The organism is Ruminococcus sp. CAG:330 (genome assembly GCF_000437175.1).
GTDB lineage: Bacteria > Bacillota > Clostridia > Oscillospirales > Ruminococcaceae > Ruminococcus_C.
Map to the genome: position 1 here is coordinate 17774 of NZ_FR898094.1, position 17027 is coordinate 34800.

The 17027-nt window shown below is 53.4% G+C and carries 9 protein-coding genes and 1 tRNA gene; 8 read left to right on the forward strand and 2 right to left on the reverse strand.

Translation table 11 applies throughout. The annotated features are described in order from the left end of the window. Positions 1-67 precede the first annotated feature (67 nt). Positions 68-1270 carry a tyrosine-type recombinase/integrase gene (locus tag QZL66_RS11480; protein WP_022411859.1) on the forward strand — a complete coding sequence of 401 codons (1203 nt, stop codon included), beginning with the start codon at positions 68-70 and terminating at the stop codon, positions 1268-1270. Between the two features lie 74 nt (positions 1271-1344). Here the strand turns inward: QZL66_RS11480 and QZL66_RS11485 are convergent. Next, positions 1345-1429, reverse strand: a tRNA-Leu gene (locus tag QZL66_RS11485). Positions 1430-1578: 149 nt separating this feature from the next. On the opposite strand from QZL66_RS11485, the gene QZL66_RS11490 reads away from it, so the two are divergent. The 6 genes from QZL66_RS11490 (at position 1579) to QZL66_RS11515 (ending at position 10657) form a co-directional block, all read left to right on the forward strand. Then, on the forward strand, positions 1579-2739 hold the full coding sequence (locus QZL66_RS11490; protein WP_022411860.1) for a glycoside hydrolase family 5 protein: 1161 nt from the start codon (positions 1579-1581) through the stop codon (positions 2737-2739). 448 nt (positions 2740-3187) lie between these two features. Continuing rightward, complete coding sequence (locus tag QZL66_RS11495; protein WP_293615188.1) at positions 3188-7138, forward strand: DUF5620 domain-containing protein; 3951 nt, start codon at positions 3188-3190, stop codon at positions 7136-7138. Positions 7139-7409: 271 nt separating this feature from the next. After that, the gene (locus QZL66_RS11500) at positions 7410-8705 is read left to right on the forward strand and encodes a galactokinase (RefSeq protein ID WP_022411862.1); all 1296 of its coding nucleotides are present in this window, start codon (positions 7410-7412) and stop codon (positions 8703-8705) included. A 62-nt stretch (positions 8706-8767) separates the two neighbouring features. Then, positions 8768-9778, forward strand: coding sequence for a UDP-glucose 4-epimerase GalE (gene galE, locus QZL66_RS11505; RefSeq protein WP_022411863.1), 1011 nt, complete (start codon positions 8768-8770; stop codon positions 9776-9778). A 24-nt stretch (positions 9779-9802) separates the two neighbouring features. Continuing rightward, positions 9803-10348, forward strand: coding sequence for a DUF2500 family protein (locus QZL66_RS11510; RefSeq protein ID WP_022411864.1), 546 nt, complete (start codon positions 9803-9805; stop codon positions 10346-10348). Between the two features lie 24 nt (positions 10349-10372). Then, positions 10373-10657, forward strand: coding sequence for a DUF1292 domain-containing protein (locus QZL66_RS11515; protein ID WP_022411865.1), 285 nt, complete (start codon positions 10373-10375; stop codon positions 10655-10657). 85 nt (positions 10658-10742) lie between these two features. Here QZL66_RS11515 and QZL66_RS11520 read toward each other — a convergent pair whose 3' ends face one another. Next, positions 10743-12542, reverse strand: a complete 1800-nt coding sequence (locus tag QZL66_RS11520; protein ID WP_022411866.1) for a L,D-transpeptidase family protein — start codon at positions 12540-12542, stop codon at positions 10743-10745. A 649-nt stretch (positions 12543-13191) separates the two neighbouring features. Between QZL66_RS11520 and QZL66_RS11525 the strand changes: the two genes are divergently transcribed. Next, positions 13192-16749: a pectate lyase family protein gene (locus QZL66_RS11525; protein WP_022411867.1), complete on the forward strand. Its 3558-nt coding sequence runs from the start codon at positions 13192-13194 to the stop codon at positions 16747-16749. The last annotated feature ends 278 nt before the right edge of the window (positions 16750-17027 follow it).

Genomic DNA, 17027 nt, shown 5'->3' on the forward strand with positions numbered 1-17027 from the left:
TACCAATGAACAACAGCGATGATTTCGGGATGTTCCCAATCCAAGCTGTTAGAAAGGAAGTCAGACAATGGCTACATTCAGAAAAAGAGGTAATTCTTATCAGATCAGGGTATCCTGTGGATATGATACATCAGGAAAACAGGTGATACAAACCATGTCCTGGAAACCGACTATTGGTATGAAAGACAAACAAATTGAGAAAGAGATTCAGAAGCAGGCTGCTCTCTTTGAAGAAAAATGCAAAAGCGGTCAGATCACATCCAACATCAAGTTTCAAAGCTTTGCTGAACAATGGTTTGAAGAATATGCAGTATGCAATCTTCGTAGTAACACCTATGCGTGTATGAAACAGCTTACTATAAGGGTGTATCCTGCAATCGGACACCTCAGATTGGACAAAATCACAAGACGTGACATTCAACAATTTATAAATGATCTTGCTCTTAACGGCAAAAGCTTGAAAGACGGCAAACCGTTATCGAGAAAGACAGTAGTTCATCATCTTAGTTTTATTAGTGACGTATTCTCCTATGCTGTAAAGATGGAAATGCTCACGGACAATCCTTGTAAGAATATTGACATTCCGAAAGTTGCAAAGAAGAAAAAAGAAAAGGATATCTATACACTGGAAGAGATTGCACAGCTCTTTCAATTGCTGAAAGATGCTCCTTTGAAGTATCGTACTTTTTTTACTTTGGCGATATACAGCGGATTCCGCAGAGGAGAGATGCTCGGCTTGGAATGGAAGGACATCGACTGGGACAACTGTGTAATCAGCGTCCGCAGAACATCCAATTATACCGCATCCAAGGGTATCTATACAGACACCACAAAAACAAAGAAATCCCAGCGTTCCCTCAAGTTCCCTCAGTATGTTATGGATATGCTCCGTGCATATAGGGCAGAACAAGACAAAGAACGGGAGAAGCTCGGCACAAAGTGGCAAGACTGTGATCGACTGTTCGTCAAGTGGGATGGCACTCCGATGAACAATAATACTCCCTACGCCTGGTTTAGAAAATTTTGTAAGAAGAATGATTTCCGTTTCTGTGATGTACACTCCTTGCGACACTTTTACGCATCCGCATTGATTAATAAGGGTGTAGATGTTGCCACTGTATCGGGAGCATTAGGACATTCAACAATTACGACCACAATGTCTATCTATTGTCATGAACTGAACCAAGCTCAGGCAAAAGCATCTGCTGCTATTGCTTCTGTGCTCGATTTCGGCGAATCCGGACAAACTGCCTGCATAAAGGACAAATAAAGGACAGCCGCCGGGAGAAAAAAAGAGAAACGCTCAGAAACAACGCATTTGCGTCATTTCTGAGCGTTTTGTTTTGGTGCGGACGACAGGACTTGAACCTGCACACCTTACGGCACAAGAACCTAAATCTTGCGTGTCTGCCACTTTCACCACATCCGCATGCATGGTTACTTCTTTAGTATACCATGTTCCGTGCGATTTGTCAACCCGATTTTTTTATTGCAGATGCCAAAAGAATATGATATGATTATGGTATGATAAAAAGAGCGGTGCAGTGCCGTTCGGAATTATGAAAAGGAGAAACCATCATGCAAAAACTTCATTCGATTCCCTGCCTGCTGCTGGCAGCGGTTCTTTTGGCTGGCTGCGGTGCGCAGGAGACAGCGCAGGATTCCCGGCCCCCGGCGGAATCCGTCCGCACCTCCATGCGGGAGGACTATACCACGGCGGAGCTGGTCTCAGACATGGGGCTTGGCATTAACCTTGGAAACACCCTGGAGGCGTGCGGCGACTGGATTCAGGGGGACAGCGTGACCAGTTACGAAACCGCATGGGGAAGCCCTGCGGTGACAGAGGAGATGATCGCCGGCTATGCAAAAGCCGGATTCCAGACGGTGCGCATTCCTGTGGCGTGGTCGAACCTCATGGCGGAGGACTACACCATTGCGCCGGAACTGCTGGAACGGGTGGAAACTGTGGTGCAGTATGTGCTGGACAATGACATGTATGCCATCGTCAACCTCCACTGGGACGGCGGATGGATCGCCGGCTTTTCCACGGATTTTGACACCTGTATGGAAAAGTACACCCGCATCTGGGAACAGGTGACGGACACCTTTCAGGACTACGGCGACCATCTGATTCTGGAATCCCTCAACGAGGAGGGCTGCTTTGACGACCTGTGGAACCGCTACAGCGGTTCGGATTCCGGCAAGGCGGAGGCATACGGCATTGTCAACGATATCAACCAGACTTTCGTGGATTTGGTGCGCAATTCCGGCGGAAACAATGCCAGGCGGCATCTGCTCATCGCCGGTTATGCCACCGATGTGGATTTGACCTGTGACGAGGCGTTCCGGATGCCGGAGGATCCGGCGGGACGCTGTGCGGTTTCCGTGCACTACTATTCGCCGGCGACGTTCTGCATTCTGGAGGAGGATGCGGACTGGGGCAAAGCCCGGAGCCGGTGGGGTTCGCCACGGGAACAGCGTGTGCTGGAGAGCGATATGGACAAGCTGAAGGAAACTTTCGCAGACAAGGGCGTGCCCGTCATCATCGGCGAGTATGGCTGCGTCGTCAGGAACAAGGAGGAGGAGTCTGTGAAGCTGTTCCTGTCCTCGGTGGCTGGGGCAGCACGGAGCCGCGGCATGTGTCCGGTGCTGTGGGACGTGACCGATGTGTTCTATGACCGGACAGCCTGCCAGATGAAGGACGAAGACCTGCACCAGCGGCTTTTGGCGGCAAAGTAATCACTTGCTTTTGCGATAGTGCAACGGAATTCTGCACGATTGCGATTTATATTTAGCTGTCTTGCACAAAAAGCGGCGGATTTTTGTGCGTTCCTTATAAACTTATGAGGAAATTGCAAAAAAACGCTTGCAAAATTTCAGGGAATATTATATACTGGTAAATGGAGAAGTATGGCGCAGATGCGATGACCTGTATTTCGTATTGCTCAAAAGGCGGATACATAGGAGATTTCCAGCGGGTTTCCGCAGCTCCGATGGAATGCAGAAGTATGTGTCAACATCCGGAAAACCTTGCAAATTGGGAGCGGAAAGGGGGTGCCGCAGGAGGAGCGCAGGTTTTCAGGTACGGACGTGCGGCGCTTTTGCGCATACGTGCGGCAGCATTGCCGCAGCTCACAGAATTTTTACCAAAAAAAGGAAAAAGAAAGGACGCAAGAGAAACATGAAGATGAAAAAATTCATATCGTCTCTGACTGCTGCTGTTATGGCCGCAACCACCGTGCTGACCAGTGCGCTGGTCACACCGGCAATGTCGTTTATGGCAAGCGCAGCAGACGATGACGCATTCGGTCAGGTATGGCTTGCCGGAAGCATCGGCGGCATTACAGGCGGTGTCAAGTCGGATGAAGTTTCGGTAATTGCAGATGGCACCTATACCGTTTCTGTAGACAATATGTCCGAGATGGACGGATACAACCAGTGGTACACCACCATTCAGACCCTGTATCTGGAGAGCAACATCAACAGCTATACTTACGAGAACATCAAGATCCACATTGACAGCATTGTCATTGATGGTACGGAAGCAGAGTATACCCAGAGTGAGGGTGCACAGGAAAAATCTGATGACGGCTCTTCCATTCGTGTCAATATCAAGAATACCTGGTCCGGAAACAAGATCGATGATCTGAGCGGAGAGTGCAAGGACAGCATTGAAATTACCTTTACGGTTTCCGGCACCGGCAAGCAGACAACTCCGGTAGTTACCACGACCACCACTGCAGAAACCACAACGACCGCAGAGGGCGGAACCACCACAACTGCGGCAGAAACTACTACGACCAAAGCAGCAACCACGACTACTGCGGCTGCCGTAGAGGGCAAGAAGGTCATTCCGATTAATGACACCTTCAACAACCTGCTGAAAAAGGCACAGGCAATCAACCCGAAGGAAGGCATGGTTGGCTGGAAATGGGACGAGGATCTGGGCGTTACCGATGCAACCAAGGTCATCAAGGTTGAGATCAATCTCTCTGCTGACGAGACCATCGGCGACCTCTCCTATAAGTTTGGCTCTTCCACCAGTGTGGATCCGAAATACTGGACAGAGTCCAAGCAGGTAGACGACACGTTCAATGATACCAAGGCCGTTCTCTCCTGGGATATTGACAAGGCAACTGCCAATATCATTCAGACTGAGTATGACGGCACGCTGAAGTTCGGCGCATGGGGCGGTCTGGACGACTACACCATCGACTCTGTTGTTGTTTACACCGATCCGAATGCCGTTACCACAACCACGACTGAGGAAACCACCACGACTACAACAGAAGCTACCACCACTACCACGAAGGCTGGTACGACTACCACTGAGGCAGTCACTACCACCACAACCGAGGCTGTCACCACGACTACTGCGGAAAAGGCAACCACCACTACCGCAGCTACCACAACTTCTGCTGAGAAGAACACCACGACCACTGCTGCAACCACTACCACGAAGGCAGCAGAGGAAACCACTACAGAAAATGTGACCACCACTACCACCGCAGCAACCACTGCTGCAACTACGGTTACTACCAAGGCAACTGAGGCAACTACTACAGAAGAGCCGCCGAAGGGTCTGGGCGTTGTCGTAGAGCTGGAAGATGTCTATGTAGAGCCGGGCCGTGAGACAGACTACGACAACCCTGCTATTCAGGTAAAGATCAAGAATGCAACACCTTCCATGGGCATCCAGTTCACACTGGACATTCCGGAGATCACTGCAAGCATTCTGAAGCTGGAAGATGACTATCTGATTGGCACAAAGCCGCTGGGTGGCACTGAAAATACCATGGGCTTCAAGGATTATCTGCAGGGCAAGGCTGTGACACAGGAACAGCGCTGGATCTACTATGGCTGGGCAAGCCAAGACGTTCCGGAAACGGTTTCGGATGACGCTATTGTATACAGTCTGGACTTCGAAATCGCAGACAATGCAGTTGAGATCGCAGAGGCTGCTGGTCTGGAAAAGAAGATCGATCCGGCAACCGGCCGCTCCTACTATGAGTTCCCGCTGAACTGGGCACCGGACGGCACACAGTCCGTTACCTACGACGGCCCGGACGGCAAGCCGGTTACTGTAAACCTGAAGAACTATCAGTTCATGGATGAGGACAACATGGATATCCACAAGACCGACGTGGTTTACCACAGCGGCAGCATCCGTGTTTATGCAGACACTGCAGAAACTACCACATCCACCGCAGCAACTACAGCCACTACTACCACAGCAACCACCGCTGCAACTACCAACGAAGAAGAAAAGCCCATCAATCTGGTTCTGCCGAAGCAGTTCGTAGATCCGGGCGAGGACGTTGCACTGAAGATCGGCGTTACCGGCGGTGTAAACAGCTATGGTATCGGCGGTACGATCGAAATTCCGGAGCTGACCTCCAAGATCCTGAGCTATGACCTTGAATATGGTATGGGCGGCGTTATGGACTTCCACTTCGGTAACAACAACCTGAGCAATACCGGCTGGTACAACGACTATAAGAACGGCAATGGCACCGGTGAGGACAAGGATCGCTGGATCCAGTTCGTTGCATCTTACAAGGATGTAGCACATGTGCCCAGCGAGGAAGATGGACTGATCTCCCTGAACATGTCCATTTCTGAGGATGCAATTCAGATCGCAGAAGAAGCTGGTCTGGAACTCAAGACCATGACCGAGGAAGACGGCACAGTTGTCAGCTACTATGAATTCCCGCTGTCCTGGGCACCGTACGGCACCGATGAGGGCTGGAGCGGCGACAGACCGGTACAGCTGAAGCGGTTCCAGTATCTGGATGACACACCGGCAGAAGGCGTGGATATCTTCCAGGATCAGGTTGGCGTGAAGGACGGCGCACTGTACGTTGTCAAGGATCGTTCTGCTGTAACCACTACTACCACAACGACCACAACCACAACCACTACTACCACAACGACCACGACCACAACCACTACCACTGCACAGCCGACCACCACTTCTACGACCACCACCACTGCACAGCCGACTACCACTTCTACGACCACCACCACAACAACTACTACCACAACCTCTGCTACCACCACTACCACCACTACCACAACCACTACCACCACTGAGGAAACTACCACCACCACTACCACCACAACCACTACCACTACCACTGAAGAAACGACTACCACAACCACCACCACAACTACCGAAGAAACGACTACCACAACCACAACAACCACAGAGGAAGTGACCACAACGACCACAGAGTCGACGACCACAACCGCTGCGACCACAACCACCGCAGAAATCACAACCACGACGACACAGCACACAACCAACACACTGCCGACTTATACACAGCCGACAAACACCAGAGCAACCCGTGTGACTACTACCACAACCACAACCACCACTACCGCAGCAACAACTACCACAACCGAAGAGACCACCACAACCGAAGAGACCACCACAACCACTGAAGAAACCACCACAACCACGACGGAGATCACTACGACAACAGAAGAACCGATTGTTAGCACCACAACAACCACAGAGGAAGTTCCGGTAGTTACCACCACTTCTATCTCCATTGAGGTCAATGCAGAAGCAGGCTTCTATCTCTCTGTAGATGAGCGCCCGTTCAATGCGGCTGACCTGCTGAAGGCATTCTCTGTAAACGAGGACGGCGAAGCAACGGATATCACCGCAGACATCACTTTCGATTATGCTACACCGAAGGCAGCGTTTGATGACAAGAACGAGGCTTACTGCGCAATTGAGCTGACACCGAAATATAATGGTGAAGATGTAGACGGCGCTGCAAAGCCGAAGGTTTACATCGGCATCAAGGGCGACGCACAGCTGGATGGCGACGTCGATATGGATGACTCCTTCGAAGTACTCCAGTACTACTCCTACAAGGCAGCCGGCCGCTTCCCGACGCTGACGGACGGCACCGACGAGAACCTGGAGAAGCTGGCATACTTCCTGGCTGATGTTGACACCGAGTCCAAGCTTGGTAAGAACGAGGACGAAAAGGCACTGTCCATGGACGATGCGTTCAATATCCTCCAGTTCGTTTCTTACAGAGCTGCCGGCAGAGATACCACTTGGCCGGACGTTGTAACCTCTCTGAAATCGCTGGAAAACTCCATTTGGTTTGAAGGCTAAGCCATACTGCTGGAAAAGCATTTGACAACAATTGCATGACATCTGCTGCGTATGCAGCAAAACCGGTACGGCGTGTTTCGCCGTGCCGGTTTTTGTTTGCAGGAAAAGCCTTGCCAGAGCGATGCTTTTTCCGGATTCTACTTTATTTTTTTCGAATTGCGAAAAAAAGTTGTCATATTCTATTGCAAATTTCGGTGAAATCGGCTATACTGAGAAGTAGTACATGGGCAACATGGACATCGGGAACGTTTGCACAGAAGGAGGAGTTACATTGAAGACAATTACAGAGGCAAAGAAGCTGCTGACATCCGGAGCATTGGACGAGAAGCTGGAAGCGCTTTGTGTGTCAAAGGATGCGGAGATTCTCGCCGCCTATCGGGAACGGCTGATGCAGGCGCTGGACGCATTTGCAGCGCAGTTTGGCACGGAGCGGGAAGTCGCACTGTTCTCTGCTGCCGGCAGAACAGAACTGGGCGGAAACCACACGGATCACCAGCGGGGACACGTCCTCGCTGCCAGCGTCAATCTGGACATCATCGCCGTGGCTGCCATGCGGGACGACGATCTGGTTCAGGTCAAGAGCAAGGGATTTCCTATGGATATCATTTCTCTGGAAGAGCTTGCGCCGCAGACGGACAAAAAGCCGGATTCCGCAGAGCTGGTGCGTGGCGTTGCCGCACGCTTCCGGCAGCTGGGCTACAGTGTGAAAAGAGGCTTCGATGCCTACACCGAATCACAGGTGATGCAGGGCTCCGGACTGTCCTCCTCCGCAGCATTTGAGGTGCTTCTCGGCAATATCTGCAATACGTTTTATGCAGAGAACCAGTGCAGCGCCGAGGAGATCGCAGAGATCGGACAGTTTGCCGAGAACGTCTATTTCCGGAAGCCGTGCGGGCTGATGGATCAGATGGCATCGTCTGTGGGCGGTGTGGTCGCCATTGACTTCGCAGACGCTGCCGCACCGCAGGTGGAGCCGGTTTCTTTTGACTTCTCCACGTCGGGCTATGCCCTGTGTATCGTGGACACCGGCGGAAATCATGCCGACCTGACGGCAGAGTATGCGGCGATTCCGGAAGAGATGTGCGCTGTGGCAAAATATTTCGGCGCACAGGTGCTTTCCGAAGTGTCGGCAAATCAGGTGATGCAGGCAATTCCGGCACTGCGCAAGGCGTGCGGCGATCGGGCGGTGCTCCGTGCCATCCATTTCTATCGGGAGGACCGGCGTGCACAGGGCGAGTGCGATGCGCTGGAACGGGGCGACTTTGAGGCATTTCTGCGCCTGGTGCAGAATTCCGGCGAGTCCTCCTACTGTCTGCTGCAAAACGTCTATCCATGTTCCGCACCGCAGGAACAGCCCATCTCCATTGCTCTCGCTGTGGGAACGGCATTGCTGGGCGGACGTGGTGCCATTCGGGTGCACGGCGGCGGATTCGGTGGAACCATTCAGGCGTTTGTTCCGGACGTGCTGCTCACCTGTTTTCAGGAGGGCATGGAGGCTGCGCTGGGCAAGGGCTGCTGCCACATTCTCCGCATTCGCCCTGTCGGCGGAACCGTCATTTTAAATTGAACAGAATAAGCGTCTGATATGCTAAAACACAGCGCAGACGCTAAGAGAGGAAGCGTAGTATCATGGGAAAAATTCTGGTAACCGGCGGCACCGGTTTTATCGGAAGCCATACCTGCGTGGCACTGACCAACGCAGGCTATTCGGTAGTCGTAATGGACAATCTGGTGAACTCCAAGGTGGAGTCCATCGCAAGAATTGAGATGATCACCGGCAAACACATTCGGTTTTATCGCACCGATATGCTGGACGAAGAGGGCATGCGCCAGATCTTCGAGGACAACAAGATCGATGCGGTCATCCACTTCGCCGGTCTGAAGGCAGTGGGCGAGTCAGTACAGAAGCCGCTGGAGTACTATCACAACAACATCAGCGGTACGCTGTCCCTCCTGCGGGTGATGCGGGAGTATGGCTGCCGGACGATGATCTTTTCGTCCAGCGCAACGGTATACGGCTGCAACAACCCCGTGCCCTATCAGGAGGATATGCCCACCTCTGCCACCAATCCCTATGGTTATACCAAGGTGATGATCGAGCAGATGCTGCGGGATATTTGCGTGGCAGACTCGCAGTTCAGTGTAGTAGCGCTGCGGTACTTCAACCCCATCGGCGCTCATGAGAGCGGTCTGATCGGGGAGAACCCCAACGGTATCCCCAACAATCTGGTGCCCTATGTGGCACAGGTGGCGCAGGGCAAGCTGGAAAAGGTCAGCGTCTACGGCGACGACTACGACACACCGGACGGCACTGGCGTGCGGGACTACATCCATGTCATGGATCTGGCGGGCGGTCATGTGGCTGCACTGGCATATGGCGTCAACCACCATGGCTTCGAGGCCATCAATCTGGGCACCGGCAAGGGCAGCAGCGTGCTGGACGTGGTGCACGCCTATGAAAAGGCATGCGGAAAGAAGATTCCCGTTTGCATCACCGGACGCCGTGCCGGTGATGTGGCAACCTCGTATGCCGATGCCACAAAGGCAAAGGAGCTGCTGGGCTGGGAGGCAACTTCTGATTTGCAGAAGATGTGCGAGGACAGCTGGCGCTTTACAGAACAGAATCCGGCGGGGTTGTAAGCCATCCCGCAGGAAGGAGCACATATGACAGGTAGATTCGGAGATGCCATCGACAATTTTCTGATTGTCGTGGTGGCAATTGCAGTGGTACTGCTGCTGGTGGTCATGCTGGGTTCCCGGCAGAGTCCGTTTCGGCGGAAGCTGAGCCAGATTCTGGTACAGAATCCCCGGACGGCAAAGCATCAGCCGCTGGAATTCAATCGGGAATACTATATCACAGGAGAAAAGACCATGCGCAGACCGATTCGTGGAAAAAATCCGGCCCGAACCGAACAGGCGGTTCTGGTGCAGAAGGTGGACGAACGCCGCCGTACCATCGACCCCAGCGGGACACTGAAGCTGTACAACGAGTATTATGAGCTGATCTTCAAGACGAGAAAGGGCGACATCCTGCATCTGGTGACCAGCAAGCAGGCGTATGTCAATATGCCGTTTCACCAGCAGGGAACGCTGACGTTCCAGGGAGAGCGTCTGATTCGCTTCCAGTATGCGGACGGCGAGGTCACGGAAAATCAGCAGGCATTCCACACAAGCACCGTCAGCACGGCTGTTGCTGCCGGCAGACGATAAAACCGACACGAAAGGAGCGTTCCCATGCAGGACGAAGAGCTGGAATTTGAGGACAATCTCATTCAACTGGAGGACGAGGACGGCAATCCCACCTCGTTTGAGTTTCTGGACTTGATCCCCTATGAGGGAAAGGAATATGTGGTGCTGCTGCCCGCTGATGAGGATGCCGACGAAGTCGAGATTCTGGAACTGGCAGAGCTGGACGATGAGATGGAGGAATACCGTTCCATCGAGGACACCGCCATTCTGGAAGCAGTGTTCGAAATTTTCAAGGAGAAGTTCAAGGACGAATTTAATTTCGAAGACTGATCTTTCCGCTTTATTCCAAACCAAAACGCCCTCCGCAGGATGATCCCTGCGGAGGGCGTTGCTTTTTGTGCGGGATTCTGATGCGTTACGGAACGATCAGAACCGGTGTTTCAATGGTGACTTCGTTGTAGATCTTCTCCGCCATGTCCCAGGGCAGGTTGATACAGCCGTGAGAACCGTTGGTGAGGTAGATATCACCGCCGTATGCGCTTCGTGCCAGATCGTGGAGTCCGATGCCGTTGTTGTCAATGGGCATCCAGAAGTCCACCCATGTGTGATAGCCCTCAACCTCGTAAGTGCCCAGATACTGTCCCGGAATCTTCGTGCGAATCTTGAACACGCCCGGCGGGGTCAGACGGTTGGGGTCGGAGGCAAGTCCGGTTACCACATCGGTATCCAGAAACAGCGAGCCGTTGACGTAGAACCAAAGGTGCTGGCGGCAGATGTCCACTTCAATGTAGGTGGCGCCGGTGTAGTCCACGCCGGCGTGGGAGTGCATCCGGAAGCCCTCACGGTCGTAGATCGGTTCCAGCGTGGTGGAACCGCCTGCCTTGATGGCGTCCACCAGTTCCTGCGTGGTCTGTTCCACATTGGTCAGCCAGCCGTAGGTGCTGTTTGCGCCAAAGGCAAGCTCCACGGTGCCGTCTGCGGTGGAGTTGAAGGTGCGGGTGTAGCCGGCTGCGTAGGTGTCGTACTTGTCGGCAATGTTCTCTTGTACCCATGCGGTCGCCTTGTCGGTGTCCACGGTGATCTCATCGTCCTGTACGGAAACCCAGTCCAGAATGGTGGAGTGTTCCAGCACTTCCGTGCCCACCGGATCCATCATCTCTTCCCGGTCAGTCATGTCGAACGTAATGTCCGCAGCGCCGATCTTGTTGTACAGATCCAGTGTGGACTGAAGGCTCTCTGCGGTGACGGATGCCTTTTTGTAGCAGTTGCTGTCCGCCATCTGAATGACGCTGTTGCCCTCCCGCATCTGCGCAATGGCATAGTCGGAGAGGACAGCGGTGTCCACCATGTTGCCGTCGCTCTCCGGCTGGATGGAGTAGGAGCCGTCGCCGTTGGTGACGATCTTGGCGTCTGTCGGCGGGGTACTGCCCCAGTCATAGGCGGCGATCAGACTCGCCAGCGCATCCTCAGAGTAGGACTCCTGAAATTTCACGGTGTATTCGCTTTTGGAGAAGAGCTTGGTGAACCATGCGCCGTGGCTCTCCTCAGCGGGTTCGTCCAGACTGCCGTCCGGTATGGCTGTTGTACCGCCGAAGGAGGCAGCAGGGAAGGTGATGGGGTCGCCGTCCTTGGGAACAAAGGTGATGCCTGTTTTCTGGGCGGTGCTCAGCAGGGCGGCAGATGCCTCGTCGCCGGTCATGCCGGCAATGTTGGTGTTGTTGACGTAGGTGTTCGGCAGGAATTTCCCGTGGTACAGGATCAGTCCGGTGAAATAGACGATCAGCAGAATGGCAGCGGCGGCAATGCCGGCGATGATGCTGATGTTCCGGATGGTGTGCGTTCCTGCGCCGGAACGGCTGCGGGCGGTTTCCTCGCCGTATCCGCCGTAATTCTGGTAGGTGTAATCCGGACGGGATGACGGTGCAGTCCGGCGGGGGACGCTTTGCCGCGGTTGGGCGTAGCCGGAACCGGCGCTGCTTCTGGTTGCAGTCATAGCGTCCTGAATCTGGCGCACTTTTTCCGAACGGGTCGGGTCGGGGATACTGCCGGCTGGCGCTGCTGCGCCGGCATAGGCAGGTGCGGGTGCCGGCTGGCCGTCAGAGGACAGTCCCTCTTTGGCAGCGAGAGATGCTTTGATGCGCTCCCGCATTTCGTCTTTGGTCAGGTGTGTGGGTGTGCTGCCGGACGGCGGCACAGATTTTCTCTCTTCGTTCAAGTCAATCGTTCCTTTCCCCCATTGCTTCGGGCCGCATTGGGAATCTGCACTGGCGCAGATTCTGGTGTTTCAATTCCATGCGTTCAGAGGTCGTCTATCGGAACTCAGAGCCGATGATCTGGCTCGTGGGATTTGTCCGTATCAGTTCGAACAAGCTCTGGCATTTGTCGAGCTGCAAGGCAGCATTGCCGTATGAAATACCGCTGGAGTGCGGTCAAAATTCGGCCGTCATTCCTATTATAATCGTATGGGCTGCATTTGTCAACACTTTTCGACGGGTTTGTGGTAAGATATCTGCAATTTGTAAATTTTTTTACCGCTTTGTATTTTTTGCGGAGAAACAGGAGAAAATGGCGGCGCTGAGACCGCCTTCGAAGGCTTACTGTGATGCACAAAAAAGAATCGACACTTTATGCGAAAGTGTGCATTTTGTACAAACAGCATGCGGTGAAATTGTGGAAAATTCGGCTTGACAAGAAAATGGAACAGGCGTATACTAAAGATGGAAAAACTTGCAGCGATGCGAAAGGCAGCAGCTGGACAAGCTTTTCCGGAATCAAAAATCGGCAAATGCTCTTGTAAGCCCGTGGGAAAGGGTATGGAAAAACAATTTGATCAGAGCAAGATTATGCTGAATGGAGGAAATTGTATGAGTCGAAGAAAGCCTTTTTGTCGCTGTTTGGCTGCGGTTGTCCTTGCCGCAGTGACAGCAACTTCTGCACTTCCGGTGGCTGCGGATTATGATGCTGCACCGCTGGATGCGGCATCGTGGGATGGAATTATGACAACGGCGAGCACTGCCAGCGTTACCTTTACCGCTGCACAGGGCACACTGGAATCCGCCTATGCGGAGTGGAACGCTGTGAGCGGTGCCACGGATTACCATGTTTATGTCAAGTCCGGCAGCAGTTATACGCTGGTGGATAATATGCTGGTACGGCAGTACCCCACCTGTTTCCGTGTGGATGTGCCGGGACTGGCAGCTGGAAGCTATCAGCTGAAAGTTGTTCCGGTTATCGGCGGAAAGGAGGACGAGTCCAAGGCAGGGGAAACAGCTGCGCTGAATGTGGAGGCGCACGACCGAAGCGGTTTCGGCTTTGTGGAAGGCACGTCTTCCGGTGCGTATAACGAGGACGGCACGCTGAAAGAAAATGCAATTGTTGTATATGTGACGGATGCCAACAAGGATACCGTAACTGCAAGCATTGATTCCACAGGCAAGGGTGCGGCAGATGTGACCGGCGTGCAGAATATCATCACTGCTTATAAGAAAAATAAGGAAAAGCGCCCGCTGTGTCTGCGGTTTCTCGGCAACATCACCGATCCGGCAGATATGCCTAAGGGCGATTTGATGATCGATACGGCAAAGGCCGGTATTACCGTTGAGGGTATCGGTACGGACACCGTATTCAACGGATTTGGTCTGGTCATGAAAAACTGCTCCAACGTGGAGGTGCGCAACATCGGCTTTATGAACTGCAACAGCAGCGAGGGCGATGACTGCGGCTTGCAGCAGGGCAACGATCACATCTGGGTGCACAACTGCGACTTCTTCTATGGCGATGCCGGTTCGGATGCCGACCAGGTCAAGGGCGACGGCGCACTGGACACCAAGACTTCCACCTATGTCACACACTCCTACAACCATTTCTGGGACAACGGCAAGTGCAATCTTCAGGGTATGAAGTCAGAATCGGAGACCAATTACATCACCTATCACCACAACTGGTACGATCATTCCGATTCCCGCCACCCGAGAATCCGTACCTGCTCGGTACACTGCTACAATAACTACTATGACGGCAACGCCAAGTACGGCATCGGCGTCACCAAGGGTGCCTCTGCCTTTGCAGAGAACAACTACTTCCGCAACTGTAAGAACCCGATGATGAGTTCCGGACAGGGTACGGATGCACTGGGTGAGGGCACATTCTCCGGCGAACCCGGCGGTATCATCAAGGCTTACGGCAACTATATCGAAGGCGCACAAAGCTATATCCCGTATTCCGAGAACAGCACTTCCTTTGATGCATACGAGGTTTCTGACCCGTCCGAAAAAGTGCCCGGCGATGTCAAGACGGTTTCCGGCGGCACAGGCTACAACAACTTCGATACCGATTCCAGCATCATGTACAGCTACAAGGCAGATGCAGCGGCTGATGTGCCGGCTATCGTTACTGCCAAGGCCGGACGCGTACAGGGCGGTGATCTCCAGTGGAAGTTTGACAACTCCGTGGACGATGCAAGCTATGCTGTGAATCAGGCACTGAAAGATGCGCTGGTGAACTACAAGCCCACTGTCATTGCCATCGGCGGCGGCTTTACCGACAACACCTCCGATCCCATCGTGACCACCGCAACCACCGCAGTCAGCAACACCACAACCACTACCAAGACGACAGTCAGCGTGACCGCCAGCAGCACCGGTGCGACAACGGTTTCCACCACGGGCAGAGTGACAGTTCCGACCACACCGGATGTGCCGGCAGCAGGGGACATCTTCTGCTCGCCCAACGGAACGGGCAGCGGCGATTCGGAGAAAGATCCGACTTCTGTCACCAACGCCATTTCCAAGCTGACGGCTGGCCATACCATCTATCTGCTGGGCGGTACTTACAAATTCTCCGAGATGATTCTCATCGACAGCTCCAACAGCGGTACGGCAAACGCCATGAAGACCATCAAGCCCTATAACGGCGCCGATGTTGTCTTTGACTTCTCCGGACAGGGCGAGGCAAATGCCTCCAAGCGCGGTATCGTGCTGGACGGCGACTACTGGCATTTCTACGGCTTTGAGATTACCAAGGCAGCCGACAACGGCATGCTTCTCTCCGGCAGCAACAACACCGTTGAGCACATGGTATTCAACGACAATCAGGACACTGGTCTGCAGCTCTCCCGCTACAACACCAGCGCTGCCGCCATTGCAGACTGGCCCAGCAATAACCTGATCCTAAACTGCACTTCCAAGAATAACTGCGATGATAAAACCATGGAAAATGCCGACGGCTTTGCTGCAAAGCTGACCTGCGGCGAGGGCAATGTGTTCGATGGCTGTATGTCCTATAACAACAGCGATGACGGCTGGGATTTGTATGCGAAAACGGAAACCGGCCCCATTGGTGTGGTAACCATCCAGAACTGCGCGGCATTCCGCAACGGCTATACCGAGTTCGGCGAGGGCTACGGCAACTGTGACGGCAACGGCTTCAAGCTCGGCGGCGGCGGTGTCGGTTCTGCCCATGTCGTCAAGAACTGTCTGGCGTTTGAGAATCTGAACTGCGGTTTCACCGACAACAACAACCCGAAACTTGGCAGCCTGACCAACTGCACTGCCTATAACAACAATCTGGGCGGCAACAAGAAATACAACATTGCCTGCTATCGCTGCGATGACCCTGGCGCAGATTTCTCCAATGTGATCTCCTATTTCAGCAAGGAGAATCTCACATCAAATCTGGGTGTGTCCGGTGTCGTTGTGGCAAACGATAAATTCTGTGGAACGATCCAGAACAGCATTTATTACAACGGCGCTTACTATCAGGTCGGCGAGAAAACAGCCATTGCGAACGGCGAAAAGGTCGGCACAAAGGGCGCAGCTATCTCCGACGATGATTTCGAGGCCGTAACTGTCCCGCAGATGGGAACCGATTTCGACACCGCATGGCGAAATTCCGACGGTTCTATCAACACCCACGGCTTTATGCAGGTCAAGGAATCCAGCGCCCTCTACAGCATCCTCGGCGCAAAGTTCCAGCAGATCGATACACCGCCGGTGGTAACGACAGCCACCACCAAGGCAACCGAGGAGACCACGACCACAGCGGTTACTTCGGAAACCACCAGGGAATCTGCTTCGGAGACCACTGCTTCGGAAACTACTGCTTCCGCAGCAACTTCTGACAGCACAGCATCCAAGACCACCGAAAAGACGACCGCTGCCCCGGAAGAAACCACCACAGCATCGGTGACCACCGTTTCTGTTGACCCGTCCGCTCTGTACGGCGATGTCAATCTGGACGGCGATGTGGATCTGGCGGATGCCGTTCTGCTGAACAAGGCGATCAGCGGTGCCGTAGAACTGGGCGCAAAGCAGCGCATCAATGCGGAGTGCTATGCCGATGGCGTTGTCACCGTGGACGACTCCATGACACTGCTGCAGTTCCTCGTACACCTGAGAAACAGCCTGCCGGTTCAGCCCAGCTGATCTCATTTCTGACAACTCCTACTCTGTCATAAGATACCTCGAAAATGGGGCGGATGTGCGTTTTGCAGCATCCGCCCCATTTTCTTGCAATTTGGAAGAAAATACGGTATAATAAAAACAAAGGAAACACTGTACAGGTTTTGTGCGGTGCTGCCGGAAAAGGAGGACAGCCCCATGAGAAATGTGATGCGGGAAATCGATGTGCCGGACTGGCAGGAACGCCTTGCTGCCTACCTGCCGCAGGAGGATTCGGAACGGCGGGATTTGCAGGAGGTGCT